At 40.8% G+C, this 19,148-nt stretch carries 13 protein-coding genes; 11 read left to right on the top strand and 2 right to left on the bottom strand.

What is annotated here, in order from left to right; genetic code table 11:
- Positions 1-625: 625 nt before the first annotated feature.
- The 10 genes from adiA (at position 626) to PSI14_RS00135 (ending at position 17,960) form a co-directional block, all read left to right on the top strand.
- Complete coding sequence (adiA, locus tag PSI14_RS00180) at positions 626-2,899, top strand: arginine decarboxylase (protein WP_273573817.1); 2,274 nt, start codon at positions 626-628, stop codon at positions 2,897-2,899.
- A 17-nt stretch (positions 2,900-2,916) separates the two neighbouring features.
- Positions 2,917-4,245, top strand: coding sequence for an arginine/agmatine antiporter (gene adiC / locus PSI14_RS00175; protein ID WP_273573815.1), 1,329 nt, complete (start codon positions 2,917-2,919; stop codon positions 4,243-4,245).
- A gap of 513 nt (positions 4,246-4,758) precedes the next feature.
- Entirely contained in the window at positions 4,759-5,850 is a 1,092-nt protein-coding gene (locus PSI14_RS00170) for a PfkB family carbohydrate kinase (RefSeq protein WP_273573814.1), read from the top strand.
- Positions 5,847-6,791: a pseudouridine-5'-phosphate glycosidase gene (locus PSI14_RS00165; protein ID WP_273573813.1), complete on the top strand. Its 945-nt coding sequence runs from the start codon at positions 5,847-5,849 to the stop codon at positions 6,789-6,791. Before PSI14_RS00170 ends, PSI14_RS00165 begins: the two co-directional genes overlap by 4 nt.
- 101 nt (positions 6,792-6,892) lie before the next feature.
- Positions 6,893-8,149, top strand: a complete 1,257-nt coding sequence (locus tag PSI14_RS00160; protein WP_273573811.1) for a NupC/NupG family nucleoside CNT transporter — start codon at positions 6,893-6,895, stop codon at positions 8,147-8,149.
- Between the two features lie 129 nt (positions 8,150-8,278).
- The gene (locus PSI14_RS00155) at positions 8,279-8,707 is read left to right on the top strand and encodes a universal stress protein (RefSeq protein WP_273573809.1); all 429 of its coding nucleotides are present in this window, start codon (positions 8,279-8,281) and stop codon (positions 8,705-8,707) included.
- 110 nt (positions 8,708-8,817) lie between these two features.
- The gene (locus PSI14_RS00150; RefSeq protein WP_273573808.1) at positions 8,818-9,255 is read left to right on the top strand and encodes a universal stress protein; all 438 of its coding nucleotides are present in this window, start codon (positions 8,818-8,820) and stop codon (positions 9,253-9,255) included.
- A gap of 451 nt (positions 9,256-9,706) precedes the next feature.
- Positions 9,707-10,711, top strand: coding sequence for an endonuclease (locus PSI14_RS00145; protein WP_370688799.1), 1,005 nt, complete (start codon positions 9,707-9,709; stop codon positions 10,709-10,711).
- A gap of 961 nt (positions 10,712-11,672) precedes the next feature.
- Complete coding sequence (locus tag PSI14_RS00140) at positions 11,673-12,749, top strand: hypothetical protein (protein ID WP_273573805.1); 1,077 nt, start codon at positions 11,673-11,675, stop codon at positions 12,747-12,749.
- Positions 12,750-12,929: 180 nt separating this feature from the next.
- Positions 12,930-17,960 carry an RHS repeat-associated core domain-containing protein gene (locus tag PSI14_RS00135; RefSeq protein ID WP_273573804.1) on the top strand — a complete coding sequence of 1,677 codons (5,031 nt, stop codon included), beginning with the start codon at positions 12,930-12,932 and terminating at the stop codon, positions 17,958-17,960.
- Positions 17,961-18,169: 209 nt separating this feature from the next.
- Here PSI14_RS00135 and PSI14_RS00130 read toward each other — a convergent pair whose 3' ends face one another.
- Together PSI14_RS00130 and PSI14_RS00125 are read right to left on the bottom strand one after the other, a co-directional pair.
- On the bottom strand, positions 18,170-18,382 hold the full coding sequence (locus PSI14_RS00130; protein WP_273573803.1) for a hypothetical protein: 213 nt from the start codon (positions 18,380-18,382) through the stop codon (positions 18,170-18,172).
- A 149-nt stretch (positions 18,383-18,531) separates the two neighbouring features.
- On the bottom strand, positions 18,532-18,783 hold the full coding sequence (locus PSI14_RS00125) for a histidine kinase (RefSeq protein ID WP_273574086.1): 252 nt from the start codon (positions 18,781-18,783) through the stop codon (positions 18,532-18,534).
- Positions 18,784-18,857: 74 nt separating this feature from the next.
- Here PSI14_RS00125 and PSI14_RS00120 point away from each other — a divergent pair, with 74 nt between their 5' ends.
- Complete coding sequence (locus tag PSI14_RS00120; protein ID WP_273573802.1) at positions 18,858-19,052, top strand: hypothetical protein; 195 nt, start codon at positions 18,858-18,860, stop codon at positions 19,050-19,052.
- Positions 19,053-19,148 lie beyond the last annotated feature (96 nt).

Genomic DNA, 19,148 nt, shown 5'->3' with positions numbered 1-19,148 from the left:
GCTCTTACTAAATTTCCGGTTAAATTAACGTCATAATTAGATAATTTTCATGGTTAAAAATGAGGGATGTTGAATTTACTCAAATTAGGTGAATCCAAGGTACATTTCAATATAGCGGTTTCAATTTATCTTTTTTTATACAATTAATATATTTCTCAAATACTCAATAAATGAGTCGAAACGCCCAAATTTATTGCTTCTAATAATGAGGTAATTTGGCAAAACCCTTTATTGGTGATGGGGTCATTTGGATGCTATGAATAATTCCATCAAGATCCCACAGTGTCTTGGTATGCCATATAACGATAATGCGCATTGTATTTTTCGAAATTTATATAAAAAACAGATAGAATGTAAATAATTAAATTAAAAAAGTAATCCTTTAATAATATTAAAACAATGGTGATTAATGTTTTTTCCTTTTATTTCAATATGCATGATATGAGTTATGTGCAGAATGGCTGATTTTCGCCGATTTGCTTAAATTGCACAAATTTAAATAAACACTATATTGAATAGTTAATCTATATGACTATGTTGTTATATTTGCCATTCAATGGTCATTGCCAAGTAATTATAAATTTATCCTGTCAGTTTAAGTAGAGATAGTGTAAGGAATAATGTCATGAAAGTATTGATAGCAAAAAACGAAGTAGGTACGCGATATCATAGTCACTATGTTGACAAAGCAATACATAGGTTGGCAGATAAATTAATCGAGAAAGATATTGATGTTGTTATTGCTGATTCTTTTGATGATAGCTATACAATAATTTCAGCCAATGAGCCGTTCGATTGTGTCATGATCAGCTTTGCACTCATGGATGATGATTTATATTTTCATATACAGAAACTATTAAATAAATTATTTGAGAGACAGGAAAATGTTCCGGTCTTTTTGTTAAGTGATCGAGAAAAAACAGTATTTTTGCTAAAGCATGAATTATTGGAAAAGTTAACTGAATTTGCCTGGATATTGGAAGACTCCGCAAACTTTATAGCTGGTCGTGCCATTGCGGCCATGCAGCGTTATCGCCAACAATTATTTCCTCCTTTAATGTCAGCATTGATGAAATACAGCAAAACTTATGAATATTCTTGGGCTGCGCCTGGGCATCAAGGGGGGGTAGGATTTAATAAAACACCTGTTGGTCGCTTCTATCATGACTATTATGGGGAAAATCTTTTCCGCACCGATATGGGAATTGAGCGGGCCTCTTTGGGTTCATTGTTAGATCATTCCGGTGCATTTGGTGAAAGTGAAAGATACGCAGCCAGAGTATTTGGTGCAGACCATTCTTATTCTGTCGTGGTAGGCACGTCAGGCTCTAACCGCACAATTATGCAGGCTTGCATGACCGAAGATGACGTGGTCATCATTGACCGAAATTGCCATAAATCCATTGAGCAGGGGTTGATTCTGACAGGTGCAAAACCTGTCTATATGCTGCCGAGCCGTAACCGTTATGGCATCATCGGGCCTATCTATCCACAAGAAATGCAAATCAAAACCCTACAGAAAAAACTGAAACAGAACCCACTGACGCAAGGCATGGTCAATCAAAAACCAGTCTATAGTGTAGTGACAAACTGTACTTATGATGGGGTCTGTTACAACGCCAAACGTGTACAGGAATTGTTGGATAAAAGTGTCGATAGAATACATTTTGATGAAGCATGGTATGGCTATGCGCGGTTTAACCCGATTTATCATGATCACTACGCAATGCGCGGAGAACCGAAAAACCACTCAGGGCCGACGGTTTTTGCCACCCATTCATCTCACAAGTTGTTGAATGCGCTATCTCAAGCCTCTTTCATCCATGTGCGGGATGGGCGCAATCCCGTTGATTTCTCAAGGTTTAATCAAGCCTACATGATGCACGCAACAACATCGCCTTTGTACGCAATCTGCGCTTCAAATGATATTGCGGTATCCATGATGGATGGTAATAGCGGCTATTCCCTGACTCAGGAAGTTATTGAAGAAGCTGTTGATTTTCGTCAGGCATTAGCGCGTTTGCATCGGGATTTCAGCAAGGAGGGAAGCTGGTTCTTTAAGCCCTGGAATCAGGAAAAAGTGACAGATCCTGCTACCGGCAAGAAAATTGCCTTTGAAGATGCCCCAAGGGAATTACTGACGAAAGAACAAAGTTGCTGGGTAATGCGTGCGGGAGACAGTTGGCACGGATTTGAAAATTTACCTGATGACTGGAGCATGCTTGATCCGATTAAAGTCAGCATTCTGGCTCCGGGTATGGGCGATAATGGCAAGCTGAAAAAACAAGGTGTACCGGCTGCATTGGTAACCGCATGGTTAGGCCAGCATGGTATCGTGCCCACCCGTACCACGGATTTCCAAATTATGTTCTTGTTTTCAATGGGGATCACCAAAGGAAAATGGGGAACATTGTTTAATACCTTACTGTCTTTCAAGCACCATTACGATGCCAATACGCCTTTGGGGCATGTTTTGCCAGATTTGGTGAACCAGCATCCAGAAGTGTATAGCCATTTAGGATTGAAAGAATTGGGCGATAAAATGTTCGATTATTTACGCCAGAACAATCCGGGTGAAAAACTGAATCAGGCATATGCCGGCTTACCCAAAATGGAAATGACTCCGCGAACCGCTTATCAAGCTATCGTGACCAATAATGTGGAAATGGTGGCACTGGACGATCTTCCCCATCGCATCGCTGCAAACTCTATCATCCCGTATCCACCCGGTATTCCAATGCTGCTTTCAGGCGAAAATTTTGGTGATAAAGCCAGCCCTCAGATTGGGTATTTGCATGCATTACAAAAATGGGATCATGAATTCCCCGGTTTTGAGCATGAAACAGAAGGCACAGAAATTATCAACGGTATTTATCATGTTATGTGCATAAAAAAATAAAAACGGGAAGATAAATTATGTCTACAGTTTCAGAGGCGAGAAAAGTCGGATTGATCCCTGTTACCCTGATGGTTGCGGGGAACATTATGGGTTCGGGCGTTTTCCTTCTGCCTGCCAGTTTGGCTTCAACAGGAGGCATTGCCATTTTTGGGTGGCTGGTGACTATCCTTGGTGCCGTGGGGTTATCGATCGTCTATGCCAAGATGTCTTCACTGGATGACAGTCCGGGTGGTTCTTACGCTTATGCACGACGGGCCTTTGGCCCTTTTTTGGGGTATCAGACTAACCTTCTGTATTGGCTGGCGTGTTGGATCGGCAATATCGCGATGGTTGTAATTGGTGCTGGCTACCTGAGTTATTTTTTCCCTATCTTAAAAGATCCCATTGTCTTAACCATCACTTGTACCGTAATACTTTGGATATTTGTCATTTTGAACATCATTGGGCCACATGTTATTACCAAAGTGCAGGCTGTGGCGACAACGTTGGCCTTGATTCCGATTGTGGCGACTGCGGTATTTGGTTGGTTTTGGTTCAGCGGTAAGACCTATATGGATGCATGGAACGTCAGTGGATTGAATACCTTTGGCGCTATCCAGAGCATTTTAAACGTAACATTATGGTCTTTTATAGGCGTAGAAAGTGCTTCCGTTGCTGCTGGAGTGGTTAAAGACCCCAAGCGTAACGTGCCGATTGCGACTATCGGTGGTGTGCTTATTGCTGCCGTCTGTTATGTTCTGTCCAGCAGCGTAATTATGGGCATGATCCCCAACGCGGCGTTGAAAATCTCATCTTCACCTTTTGGCGATGCTGCCAGATTGGCACTGGGAGATACTGCGGGAGCAGTGGTTGCCTTTTGTGCTGCGGCAGGTTGCTTAGGATCATTGGGTGGCTGGACATTACTTGCAGGACAAACGGCCAAAGCTGCCGCAGATGACGGGCTGTTTCCTTCAATCTTTGCCAAAGTGAACAAAGCGGGAACACCTGTTGCTGGTTTGTTGATTCTGGGCATCTTAATGACGATTTTCCAGCTCAGTAGTATCTCCCCAAATGCAGCGAAAGAGTTTGGGTTGGTTTCTTCCGTCTCGGTTATTTTTACCCTGATCCCTTACTTGTATACCTGCGCAGCTTTGCTGCTGGTTGGTCATGGTCATTTTGGGAAAGAGAAAACGCAATATATTGTCATTACGTTTATTGCCTTTATTTATTGCATCTGGGCAGTTATGGGAACGGGAGCAAAAGAAGTGGTATGGACATTGGTTGTGATGATGATAATAACGGCTATGTATACCTTTAATTACAATACAAAACATCCTGTACCTTTCCCGTTGGATAAAAACGATTAACTTAGGTTTTGGGTATCACATATTTTTTCAGGTGTTACATATTTTTTCAGGTGTTACATATTTTTTCGGGAGTCACATACTTTGGTAGTAATTTTGGTGCTGAAATATCAGCACCTTTTTTTATATTATTAAACAAGATGGAATACATATTTTGTTGTGAGATAAATCATCATTTGATGTAACAAACAATTCACTGCCCGTTCAAAAAATAAGAATAATAGAAAAATAAACATATGTTGGTTTTATTCTATGCTTTATGGATCTGATTGTTTTTATTGTTATTATCACAGAATAAAACATTATTCATTCGACTAAATGATATAAAATATCTTCTTTTTGTAAATTAATGCTATAAATATAGTGATGTCTGTCATGGTTATCGGGGGTGAGCCTCTTTTCATACGGCCTACGATCACTTCCTCACATTGACAATAAACCACATAAATAAACTTTACTGTCACGCAGCGATGGAATAGAAAATTGTCATGTTCAAAACATCAACAAGGACATGACATGGCAAATCGGGAGAAACAGATATTGCGGATCATTAGGCGAGATCCTTTTATTCAACAGCAGGAAATCGCCGAACTTCTTGGAATTAGCCGTTCATGTGTAGCGGGACATATTATGAATCTGAATAAAAAAGGGGATATAAAAGGAAAGGGCTATATTCTTTCAGAAAATAGTTATGCGGTAACGGTCGGTGCGACCAATATGGATGTTACCAGTTACGTATTCTCTGAACTAATCTATGAGGACTCTAATCCGGGAAAAAATAAATCCACGGCAGGGGGAGTGGGGAGAAATATTGCTCATAACATCGCTTTGTTAGGTAACGAAAGTTATTTGATTTCTGTTATTGGTGATGATTTTTATGGGGAAACGCTATTTGAGCAAACAAAATTATCAGGTGTTTACACGGATTATCTTCATAAATTGGCAGGTGAAGTTACGTCAACTTATAATTCATTAATTGATGAACAAGGAGAAATGCGGGTTGCGGTCAATGATATGAATATATTGGAAAAACTGACACCTGCTTTATTATCCCAATCTAAAACTCTAATTCAGAATGCGGGTGTATTGATTGTTGACTGTAATTTAACGGAAGATGCATTAGAGTGGTTATTCTGTCATGCAGAAAATATTCCGATCTTTGTTGATACTGTATCGACATTTAAAGCAAATAAAATTCGTCATTGGCTATCTCATATTCACACTTTAAAACCCAATCGGCTTGAAGCTGAAATACTCAGCGGGATAAAAATCATGACATTGGCAGATGCTGTTGATGTGGCTGCTTGGTTCCATCAACAAGGCGTTCAACGATTGGCTTTGAGCATGGGAACAGATGGCGTGTATTACAGTGAAATGGGGGGTGTCGCGGGATATTCGCCAACCATTCCAATCAATATTGTCAATACCAATGGCGCTGGTGATGCAATGATGGCTGGTCTTGCTCATTGTTGGCTGGAACGGATGACACTGGAAGAGAGTATCCGTTTTTCGCAAGGCTGTTCTGCGCTTACTTTATCCTCAGAATTGACTAATTACCCGAATTTATCCTGTAGTAAAGTGAAAAAATTGTTGGAATTAAAATCATGAATAAAAATATGGCATTAAATGAGTATTTAGATATTTCTCCAGAGGTCGTTCACGCATTGACAAATAATCGGCCTGTCGTTGCATTGGAATCTACTATTATTTCCCACGGCATGCCTTATCCGCGAAATAGGGAAACAGCTTTGCAGGTTGAGCAGTGTATTCGGGAAAATGGAGCTGTTCCGGCAACCATCGCTATTATTGAGGGGCGAATAAAAGTCGGGCTATCTCATGATGAAATTGAGTTATTGGCAAAAGAAAGGCATCTGGTCACTAAAGTCAGCCGCCGTGATTTACCTTTTGTTATTGCTGCGGGAAAACACGGTGCAACGACCGTTGCCTCAACCATGATTATTGCAGAAATGGCGGGCATTGCTGTATTTGCAACAGGAGGTATCGGTGGTGTTCATCGTGGCGCAGAACGCTCCTTTGATATTTCGGCTGATTTGCAAGAATTAGCCATGACCAATGTTGCAGTCGTGTGCGCAGGTGCCAAATCTATTCTTGATTTGGGATTGACTATAGAGTATTTGGAAACGCATGGCGTGCCTGTGGTGGGTTACCAGACAGAAAAACTCCCTGCATTTTTCTGCCGTACCAGCCAATTTCCCGTCAGTGTCAGGCTTGATGATCCTCAACAGATAGCTCATGCCATGAAAGTAAAATGGCACTCAGGGCTGAAAGGGGGAGTTGTGATCGCCAATCCTATTCCTGAGCTATTTGCTATGTCGGAAGAACAAATTAATGATGCGATTGAACAGGCAGTTAATGAAGCAGACAAACAGGGAATTTTGGGTAAAGAAAGTACTCCTTTCTTGCTGGCCAGAGTGACAGAAATAACGGGTGGAGAAAGTTTACAGGCGAATATTGAGTTAGTTTTTAATAATGCTAAATTGGCTGCAAAAGTTGCTCTTGCCTATCAAGAGATAAATAAAAAACAATAATTTCCATCAAACTTTTTCATCCAAAATCATAATAAAATAAATGCCAGTTTGAAAAGTTTGGTAACCTATTTTTCTGCTGGCTAAAAAATGGGAATATAATCATGGATATTCTACGCAGCTTACTGGGTATGGTAATACTGCTTTTTATTGGTTATCTGTTTTCTGTTAATAAAAAAAGAATAAAATTACGTACCGTAGGGGCTGCATTATTTCTTCAAATAAGCCTTGGTGCGATTATGCTTTATATCCCGGCGGGAAAATGGTTAATTAATAATGTGGCTAATGGTGTTAATGCCGTTATTTCTTATAGCTCAGCAGGAAGCTCATTTATCTTCGGCGGTTTAGTTGGCCCTAAAATGAATGAGTTATTTGATGGTGCCGGGTTTATTTTTGCATTTCAAGTATTACCCGCGATAATTTTTATTACCTCGCTGATATCTATACTTTATTATCTTGGTATTATGAAATGGTTCATTAATATCCTGGGATATGTATTCCAAAAAACAATGAAAATAAGCAAGATAGAAGCCTTTGCAGCGGTGACAACAATATTCCTTGGGCAAAATGAATTGCCGGCAGTTTTAAAACCGTTTGTTAATAAAATGAACCGTAATGAGCTTTTCACTGTAATGTGCAGTGGTATGGCCTCGATCGCCGGTTCGATGTTGGTTGGTTATGCTGGATTGGGTGTACCGATAGAATATCTTCTGGCTGCATCATTGATGGCGATCCCTGGCGGCATTTTATTTGCCCGTTTACTCAGTCCGGCAGTCGAGCCATCACAAGTCCAATTTGAACAGATTTCATTCAGTGAAAAGCGGCCTGCCAGTATTATTGAAGCAACCGCAGGTGGTGCAATGCTTGGACTGAAAATCGCGGTTGGTGTTGCAACTGTAGTCATGACCTTTGTTGCCCTGATAGCCCTGATCAATGGCTTTATTGGTGGCTTTGGTGAATTGTTCGGTTGGCAAGGTGTCAGTCTGGAAAGCCTGTTTGGTTATCTCTTTTCCCCCTTGGCTTATATTATGGGTGTTAACTGGGAACATGCAGATTTAGCCGGAAGTTTGATTGGGCAAAAACTGGCAATCAACGAATTTGTAGCTTATGTGAACTTTTCTCCCTATTTAAACAATCCTGCTGTGGCTCTGGATGCCAAAACCATTGCTGTTATCTCATTTGCTCTTTGTGGTTTTGCCAACTTTGGTTCAATTGCCGTTGTCGTCGGAGCATTTATCACGGTTGTCCCTGAACGGACTTCAGACATTGCACGGCTTGGTCTTAGGGCATTGCTGGCTGCGACTTTGTCCAATCTGATGAGTGCAACCATTGCTGGGATGTTTATGAGCTTATCAGGCTAATCTCTATCTAAGAATCAGAATAGGAGCTAACATGTTTCAGGTGTTATATAACTCACAGTAAGTTTCCAGCATTTCAATATACTAAAGAAATCAGGATAACTTGGTATTTCAGTAAGTAGGAGCGTGCATATGTACAAGACTATTTTAGTACCAGTAGATATTTCAGAAGAAGATCTAACCAACAAGGCAGTTGACTGCGCGCTTAAGATCGCCAGAGAAACAGGGGCTAAATTACATGTCTTACATGTATTACCCATTTCATCAGCGATTATTAATGCTTATGCACTAGGCTATATGGAAATTAAGGACAAAGCGACTATCAAGGCAGAACAAGACTTGAAAAAGCTGGTTGATTCCATGGAATTACCAATTGGTCAGATCTCCTATTCGATTGCATTTGGCTCTCCAAGAGACGAAATCACTTCTACAGCGAATGAAATTGATGCTGATTTGATTGTCATTGGCTCAAGGCGACCCAATATCACGACTCATCTGTTAGGTTCCAACTCTGCTGGGGTTGTCAGATATGCAAAAACATCTGTATTAGTAGTGCGATAACGATTAGCAAAAAAATGTTAGCAAAGGGAATGTTAATTTAGCGTGGTTTTTGTTGATTTTGAACTGATGCTCAATAGCTGGCAGTTATATCCGATTACAGAGGAGTATATATGTATAACACGATTTTAGTTCCAATTGATATTTCAGAAGATATATTAACTGATAATGCAATTAAGCATGCCGAATTTTTGGCAAAAATATCTAATGCAAAGGTTCATCTTTTTCACTCTGTGCCCGATATTTCCAGATTTTCCGTAAGTTATAGTTATCACTATGATTTATTAAGCGCTTTTGCCAAAAAAGCAATAGCGAATTCTGAAGAGGAACTTAAAAAAGTCGTAGAACGTATTGATTTGCCTAAAGATAAAGTATCTTTCTCCGTTGCCTTTGGTTCTCCACGGGATAAGGTGTTGTCTACAGCGCGTGAGATTAAAGCAGATTTGATTATTGTCGGATCTCGTCGGCCTGATATCTCGACTCACTTACTGGGTTCAAATGCATCGGGCATTGTAGGGTATGCCAATATTTCTGTTTTGGTTGTGAGATAATCGGCTAAATCTGGATTAAAAACTGATAAATTGTTTTCTTATTAACCAAAAATTTATACAACCGTGCTATTTTCTGGCACGGTTGTTTTTTAACGGACATTTATCCTACTAAATTCAATATTCAATTAAATATTTTGAAAATGCCTTAGTGCCACAGGCTACTCAAATAAATAGAGTTCAATAGTTTAATAAACGTAATATTTTTACGCTTAACATTCTAATAAAGTATGTTAATTGGTGTACTAAGTCATATTAATTAAAATAATGAGTTGATGTCTTCCTAATCATTAAAGAAAAATCGACGAATAATATTTGTCATTTCATGGTATTGTCAGGCAAGATCATGGCCGGATGTTATGCGTAATAGATGTTATGAATAACAAATGTTATGAACAATAAGTAAATAGGTATTATTTTGAATAGTAAAATTACCCAATGGGCACGTTATCTTTTGATTTTTGGATTAACCATCTCTTTTCATGCATGGAGCGCTCCAACCAGTTTCGAGCAAGCCAAAGTAGAATCAAGAAAAAATGTTTATGACGGGCAAATAAAATCAGGCATAGGCACATTATATTGTGGTTGTGATTGGCATTGGGTTGGCAAAAGTGGTGGGCGTGTTGATCTGGCTTCTTGTGGATATGATATAAGATCACAGCAAACAAGAGCTGAACGGACTGAATGGGAACATATGGTTCCGGCTTGGGTATTTGGACATCAGCGTCAATGCTGGCAAGATGGCGGACGAAAAAACTGCGTTGATACTGACCCCGTATTTCGCATGATGGAGTCAGACATGCATAACTTGGCTCCAGCAATCGGTGAAGTTAATGGTGATCGCAGTAATTTTGCTTACGGGATGGTCGCCAAAAATACACCTAATATGTACGGCTCATGTAGCAGTAAGGTGGATTTTAAATCACGCTTGTTTGAGCCACGCGATAAAGTGAAAGGCATGGTTGCCAGAGTCTATTTCTATATGCATGACCGCTATAACCTGACTATGTCACGCCAACAACAACAATTGATGATGGCATGGGATCGCAAGTATCCAGTGGATGCTTTAGAGCGTGAAAGAGATAACCGAATTGCCAAGATTATGGGACACCATAACCCGTTTGTGACCGGCAGCAAAAAATGGGAATTAGGCCACAAAAATTCAGGTCAAGGCTTATTACCGCAGAAAGGGCAAGAGGCGCAGAATAGTACGTCAAGGCAGAATAGTACGTCAAGGCAGAATAATTTGCATGGGGGGAATAATCAGCTAACAGCCCAAAGAACCTCAGCAAAAACAACGAAAAATGGTGTGATTAAGGGAAATAAAAATAGCCAGATTTATCATTTTTCGCAATGCTCTGGTTATAAAACAGTGGCAGATAAAAATGCAATTTATTTCAACTCAGAAGCAGAAGCCAAAAAAGCAGGATATCGCTTGGCAGGTAATTGTAAAATTTAACCATTAAGCTTGCTATATTAGAAACCGGCGTTTGAGATGATATCACGAATGAAAATTGACGATCTTAACGCTGGTTTTTTTATGGGCTTTATTGAGCGTCATGCGGTTACACTGTTTCTGACAATTGTTTCGTACGGAGCCACTTGCGTTGGATATGAGCACGGTAGTATCAAAAGTCTCTCTATTTATTAGTACTAAAGAAAAAATCAGTACATGGTTTAGACTATTCTAAGATTTAGACTATACTTATTAACAAGAATATGTAGTTTGAATAAGGCACATAAATATACTTTATGTGTTTTAGTCTATTCTTACACCCCAACAAACATAACTTTAATATAATTTACTTATTGCTTTTACCTCGTTCGCGTTATTACATTCAATTTTATCTAATGGATAATAATTTAATGATTATTACAGAAATATTACTTATAAATCATTTTAATCTAAGGATATAAAAAATGAAAAATGCAATCAAAAATATTTTTTATGTTTATATTGTATTCCTATTTTGTATAGTCTCACAAGCTTTTGCTTTCTCTTCTCTCGACTATCGTAAGTTCTCTCGACTATAAGATTGAACAAAGAGATGTATATTTAAACACATATATTAATTCAAAAAAAAGTCATAAATATTAACACAATACCCAGTGATGAATATCCAACTGAAAAAATTAGTTTTACTCCCGCTAGTGATCTCATATCCCGCTATATAACATTCACTTTCAGAGGAAAAGATAAAAATAATGATTATAATATCGCTGTAATGTCTGACCCTCAACCTTGGCGTTTGAACAAGCCTGATTGGGATCTTAATGCATCTTCGAGCCAGAAACCTTGGCCTTGGTAAAGGTAAATGATGATGTGGTTGTAAATGATGATATGGTTAAAAAGATAAATAGTATTCATGCTCAATTTGTAAGTGTTTTGTTTAATAACATTTAATATAAAGGAGTTTGTTATGAATAATATTCAATTTCACGATAAAAATAACAATTGGAATAGTATCTCAGATTTAAAGATAAGATTGCGCCGTAATAGTATTAATAATGAAATTTCAATATTTGCCAATGGAAGAAATATGGCAACGGTAGATGTCTATTTTAGGTTAAAAAATACACAAGATAATATTATACTAGACATTAGTGAAGAACTCTTAGATGATCTTACAGAGAATATTTTTCTTATTGACTATAATACAGGGGAAAAGCTTATTAGGAACGCAGAAGAAAAAAGTGATTTTAAATGGTCGTATAGGAATATTCCAAATGAATTTACTGCAATCCCAAGTTTTACAGTTCCTAATCCTTCAATGCTTACTGAAATGAGTAGTGTAAATCCAATTCAGGGACTTAAGAGATTTACCTTTTATGTATATTGTTCAGCTAAAGAGGTAAATCAAGTTAAACAAATTGGGGCATTGGTACAAGCCCCGGATCGGAAGCATTCTACAGCATACGGAGATATTGGTAATGATTGCGTCCAGTTAAAAGCAATAGATGAAATAACTTATACAGCGTCTAGCTTAGAAATAGAACGTAAGTTTATTTTTAGTAATCTTGGTGATTGGTTAATTAGAAAAAAGTTGGGAGGAAATTGGTTACAGTATAATACATATGTATCGCTCAAGGTAAAAGACAACTATGGAAAACGATATATTGCGAAATTACAATCTGATGACATGCCAGATGTTGGTGCTTATCAATTATATCATAATGACATCGGGCATGATGGATATTATATACATTTTCTTTGGCCCTTAGGTGAAAAAAAGTGGATCTCTATCGGGAATACTAAGTGGATAGAGTTGCCTATAAATTTTGAGTTAGGGATCATGATTAGACAAAAGCCTAATGCCATTTGCTTTTCTGTATTATATGTGAGTAGTTCGTCTTTTCCTTATCTACAGGATACCTGGAAAGATATAGAAATTTTTATCTATGATCAATATGGAAATAGAGGAAGGTTTTTGTTGAAGCACAATAATAAAAATGAAGTAGAAAAAGGAAAAACACATATTGAGGATGTAAATGAATGATGAATTAGAATAAAAAGTAATTTAAATAAAAAATTGTATTAATTCCCGCTATGGTGTATTTATGCTGAACTGTGCAATGGGTTTTTATTATAGGAGAATTCGACTAATTAATTCTATTTATATAAGTCAATGTATAGATATCCTAATATTTCCATGAAATAAAGATGAAGGAAATAGACGATGAATAGTAACTTTTTTTCTCATGCCCATAATTTCCAAAGCGCCGCGATCGGTAGTGTTGATCCCCGGACCGGCCTGTTTAATTATTTGATGCCGGTTGCTCATCTTATCGGCAATAATTACCTCGGTCCGGAACAGGCAATTATGTTGTCTTATAGCCCGCTGAATACGAATGATATTGGCTTTGGCACGGGTTTTTCTATCGGACTGACTCAGTATGATGCCCATAACCGGCTTTTAATGCTCTCGACTGGCGAGCGCTATAAAGTGGATGAAACTACAGAGACTGTCTTTTTAAGGCAGTACAAGCAAGATGTTGTACGTTTTGAAAAAGATGTGACTAAAAATGTTTATCGAGTGATTCATAAATCCGGCCGAGTTGAAGTGCTGAGCGGACCCCAAAATGCGTTTGATCTTAAAGTGCCGATACAGATAGTTAATCCGCTGGGTTACTCTTTAAAATTAAGTTGGAATTTTAATTTGGGCACTATTCCCTATCTGTCTTCAATAGCCGATGAAGAGAAAGCGTTGTTAAAGATCGATTATGAATTAGGCTCCTATACCCGGATAACGATCTGGCCAAACACCCCTGAATCCTATGATATTCAATTATTATTTGATAATGGATATATGGTCAGTGTCCAAAAAGGTGCTGCGGGTCAAATGTTGAAATGGGAGATGGACTATGACATGGATAACCGGTTTTTAACACAGGTTTTGTCCCCGACGGGGCTGAAGGAGATTGTGGACTATACTTCTGACGGTCATCGGCATCCAGACAATGCGAATCTGCCGGCATTGCCCTACGTCGCTCGGCACACTCAATCGCCCGGTCATGGCCTTGATATTGTGCGCACTTATGAATACACCAATTTTAATTTTCTGGGTTATGGGGCAGTAGGAAATTGGGGCCGTGATGAGGATTATCTTTATGGCATCTTTACCGATTACCAATATGGCTCGACCGAAAGCTGGCAGGAGGGGGAAACACAGCGCCATATCACCCGGAGCTATAACAATTATCATCTGTTGACCTCAGAAGGAATCCAGCAAAATGATTGTAAGCGTCACCATAAGACAGAGTATTATGCACAGATTGGTGTTGATTTTGAGGATCAGCCACCACAATTTCAGATGCCGAAATCGGCGATTGTCAGCTTTAATGAGGCAGCCAACGGGGAAAACCATCAGACACAGTTTGATGGCTCAGGTAATCCCACCGTGCAGATTGCCCCGGATGGCACACGTACCGACTGGACTTATTATCCCGCCAGTGGAGAGGCGGGTGCCTGTCCGCCAGATCCCCATGGTTTTGTGCGTTTCGTCAAGTCCAAGACCGTCACGCCGGGTCAGTGTTCCCCCGAAGGGATCTATGAGGAAGCGCCTGTTCACAAGACGATCTATCGCTATACCCAGTTGCCGGCCCGGCCCGGTTCACCCTTGTCTTACGTTGTCGTGCGCACCTATCAGGGGGCGTTCAGTGCAGGCCAGCTGCTGCATGAAAGACAGACTCACTATGTGAATGACGTTACTTCGCCTCATCATGGCCGTCTTCACCGAGTTGATGAAACGGTGCATGGTACACAAGATGGCGGTCAGGCATGGACGAGCCAGCAAGTTTTCAGCTATGTCCTTCAGGGAGAGGCGCTGGTGCAGGGCATTCAGTGGACAGGGCATGACCAACTCAGCATAGCTACCCAACGTACACAATCGCGAGTCAGTGGCAAATTATGGCATGAGGTGGACGCGCAGGGCCGTACAACTCGTTATCACTATGATACTTTTGGGCGAATCCTGAAACGCATCAGTAATGAGGGAACCGATTATGCTCAGGAGATAACGTATGCCTATGCCATTGAAGGTGCCGGTGCGGTGACGACAACACAAACTGATGCTTGGGGTAATCAGGTGCGTACCCGCTTTGATGGGCTGGGACGTGCTTATCAGCAGGAAAAACTGGAGAAAGGGCAGGAAAAACAGGACTGGCGTCTGGTATCTGAAACAGTCTATGACAATGGGGGGCGTGTAGAGAAACACATCCGCCATGACTGGCTGCCCGTCGGTGAGGGGACGGGCGCGATTGCTCAAGTTTCTTCCGGTCAGCGTTTTGAATATGATGACTGGGGACAGAGATATCTTGTGATAAAGGATACTGGAGAGCGTCTCCGACACGATTACGATCCTGCTACCCGGACTGCGCAGATCACCCAGTTGGCTGAAGGGCTGCATTTTGGCAAAACAACCGTGGTATATAATGCACGTCATCAGCCTGTCATCATTACACGCTATGACAGCCAAGGGCAGCTTTATAGTCAACAGATCCACCATTATGATGGTCTGGGACGATTACGGGCCACCATTGATGAGTTTAGCCAAAAGACAGAATATATTTACGATCTGTTTAGCCGGGTTTCAGCCATCAAACACAGTGATGGCACGGTGATCCGAAAAAACTATGCCCCATTCAGTACGGGCAATTTACTGACACAAATTGAGGCTGGTGGTCATGTATTGGGGACACGCGATTTTGACAGCCTCCAGCGCAATATTTCCACCACCTGTGGTGGGCGTACCTACCGTTATACTTATCAGGGGGGCATTCCTTATCCCAGTCAGTCCACTGATCCTTTGGGTCAGACAGCGACACATCACTATGAGCCTTTATTAGGGAACGCCCTGACGAAAGTGGAGGCAGAAGGAATAGAACAACGCTTTAGTTATGATCCCAAAACGGGGGCGATGACTCAGGCTTCTGCCTCGCAGATTGCTACACATGAGATGAGCTATACCGCCTCGGGGCAGTTGCGTCAGACCCGTTACCATTTTGAAGATAGGCAAGCCAGTGTCGCCCGGGCGGTCGACTATGCCTATTCTCCCATTGGCCTGATGACGGATTACAAGGATGTGACGGGGAAAAAATGTTATACGCGCTTTGATTCGTTTGGACGTCCGATTGCAATGCGAGATGCGGATATTGAGATCGCTTTAACCTATGATACAGCCAGTCGTGTAAACAGTTGGACAGTTCATGACAAACAACACAACCAAAAATTAACGATGACCCTGAATTTTGATGATTTTGGTCGTGAGGTCAGTCGTCAGATCCGGACTAAAACCGATACACTGACTTTGGAACAGGGCTATAACGTCAAGGGACAGGTGACTTCCCGTAGCACCCGTTCGCAGGTGTCCGGCTTGTTACGACAGGAAACCTACACGTATGATCCCGCGCGCAGCTGGTTGATGGAATATCACTGCACCGGGTCGGAGCCTTCCCGTGATGCCTACGGTTTTAGCATTGCCCGTCAGCGTTTTACCTATGATGTCCTGGGTAATATCCAAACCTGTATGACTACACTTAAAGATGGCAGCAGCGATACGGCAACGTTCACTTACAGTGAGGCAGACCCCTGTCAGTTGCACGGGATAACTCATACCTACCCCGGTTATCCCGCCATTATCACATTGGCTTATGACAAGGCGGGGCGATTGGTTCAGGATGAGGCAGGGCGTCATTTAACCTATGATGCACTGGGACGGTTAACCTCAGTGCGTTTAAAGGCGGCCACAAGTGATTACGCTTATGACGCGACCAATCACCTGGTGCTGCAACACATTGATACAAAGAAAATTGGCACAGAAAAAATTGGCACCGGGAAAACCCATGAGCTTTATTATCAGGGCGCGACCCGTGTAGTCGAGATCTTGCGGGAAAGCGGGGCGGCGACCCGTCTGTTACATGCCCATGGGGAAACTGTCGCGATGGTTACCGGTCCAGAGGTGCATTTGCTGGGGACGGATAAACACGGCAGCGTGCTGCTGAGCCACAAGGGAGATGGCACCGAAACACGTTACCGTTATTCTCCGTATGGACAGCAGGTGCCAGATGAACGTGCCCCCGATCTCCCCGCCTACAATGGTGAGCGTCTTGATCCCGTGTGGGGAAATTACCACTTAGGCAATGGCTATCGTACTTATAATCCCGTATTAATGCGGTTTACTGCGCCGGACAATCTGAGTCCATTCGGCGCTGGTGGTATCAACAGTTATGCTTATTGCCTGAATGATCCGATAAACCGAACTGATCCCAGCGGACATATGAGTCTGGGGGGCATTTTGGGCATTGTTTTCGGCACTATCGGGTTAGTCCTTGGTATCGCCATGGCTATTCCCACAGGGGGGGCATCACTGTCCATCGGAGGGGCTGTCTTGGCCGGACTGGGATTATCCGCTGATGCCACAGGGATAGCCAGTACGGCAACCGAAGACAGTGACCCCGATGCCTCTGCGATCCTCGGTTGGGTTTCCATGGGGCTCGGTGTGGTCAGCATGGGGGCTGGTGCAATCGGTGGCTTGGTTACCGGTATGCGACGAGTGGGAAATCGGCTGATAACCAGTTTTAGCCATGGGATGAGTGGACGAGGTTCACCGCCAACTACTGCACTAGCCGCTTTTGATAGAGCAGTAAGCGCGGGGTGGATTCAAGAAATCGAACATCCTGTAGGTAGTGGTTTTCATACATTACAGCTTATGCGACCGTCAGTTGAACATATAAGCGTTGCAACAATTGGGACAGATTTTTCATTATTGCGCAGAGCAGGATTTAATCCATACGATCCGGTAAGCCAAATTGACAATGCATTGGGTCTATCTTATTTAGACATTACAATCAATACGGTACGTAACTTATATATGCCATTCATAAACGGGGAAACAATAATTAATGGGGGTAGAAGGGTTATCAATACCATGATTAACGACATAAGTTTACGTTTAACTGCGGGTTCTAGTAGATTTGCGGAGCGATATGACCCTCTATTTATCCAACTAGAAATGAGACTTTGGAGGAATATGAGATTGTCTGGCACTCCAAGCAGTTGGCTGATGGCTGATGCGCTATTCAATCATAGATTCCCACTTGTAGAGCTATACCTTACAGCACAGATTCGTTCTAATCAAAATGCAGTTTATGATATTGATATGTTTCAACTTTATAATGAAGGAGTGTTTCCAGGTATACGTAATCGATGATTGTTATAGCATCTTTGTTATCATTGAAAATACTTTCTCTTTCGATAATGAATAGAAAAAAATCAGGTAAATCTATTTATGCTAAATAAAAAATGAAATGATTATTGCAAATTTTATTGTAAAACATTAAACACCCTTTTGAGTATTACAGCGTAAGAACCCAAGAGGGTGTTTTTCTGATACTCAATACGTTAATAAGTAGTATCAATTTATATTTTAGGACCATGATAACCGGATAAAATTAATTCCCATTCTTGTTGAGCGAACCAAGGTTGGGTATTTCCATTATAATGCATTTCATCGGGCAGGAAGACGCTATATTCAGAAACAATGCCAGTGTAATTTGGCGAATTCCATGCATCAATCAACATACGGTATTCAGGGGCCTGTTTGTCTTTCTTCGGAGCAGAACGAGTAATCATGACGGCGTGACCTTACTTGTATTAAGAGAAGTATTTAGAGATCCCCGTAACTCTTAATTTTTTACCTCATAAGATTTATCCCCTTACAGAGGAAATTGAACTTCAATCTCTGTGCCGCTTTTTTTATGTTTTTTAATTTTCATCTGGCCTTAAATCAGAAATATCCGTTCCCGCATAATGGCTAATAATGATTCATGTAAATCATAATGGTTTTTCTCTGATCGTAGTGAAACCAGCATTTCTCTGAATTGCTGACTGGCGATATCCAGCTCTTCTTTAATCCTTCTTAAGGAAATTAATCCCTGTCGTGAGAATTTATCAGTACGAAAGTGCAGGCTATTAAGCTGAATTTTTAGAAATAGGAAAGATTGTGCCACCGTGTCATGCAGATCTCTGGAAATAGCTTTTCGGGCATCAAGGATGCTTTACTGAATTTTCTTGTGCATCATATTCTTGAGTGACAGATATTTTTACAATGCATCAGCAACAGACTGGATCAAATTACGTTCGTAAGAAGATAAGGCGTGATCCTGATGTATCAAAATTTGAATTATACCGTGAAAAGTATGCTTATCATATAAATCCCATTTCATCATCTGTGGAAGTTGGATGTTTTAGATGTGAGTTTGGTATTCAAAATAATATTTCCTTTGTGGATGATAAAGTATAACTCTGACTTCACTAAAAGGAACCAGCTGATTAAGCCGATAAAAAATCATATGAAAACTATCAGAGAGTGCAGTATTAAAATTAAGTTGAGAGTGAA

The sequence above is a fragment of the Xenorhabdus anantnagensis genome, assembly GCF_028598555.1.
GTDB lineage: Bacteria > Pseudomonadota > Gammaproteobacteria > Enterobacterales > Enterobacteriaceae > Xenorhabdus > Xenorhabdus anantnagensis.
Note: the sequence above shows the minus strand (reverse complement) of the source record. Positions and strands in the feature narration are given on the sequence as shown.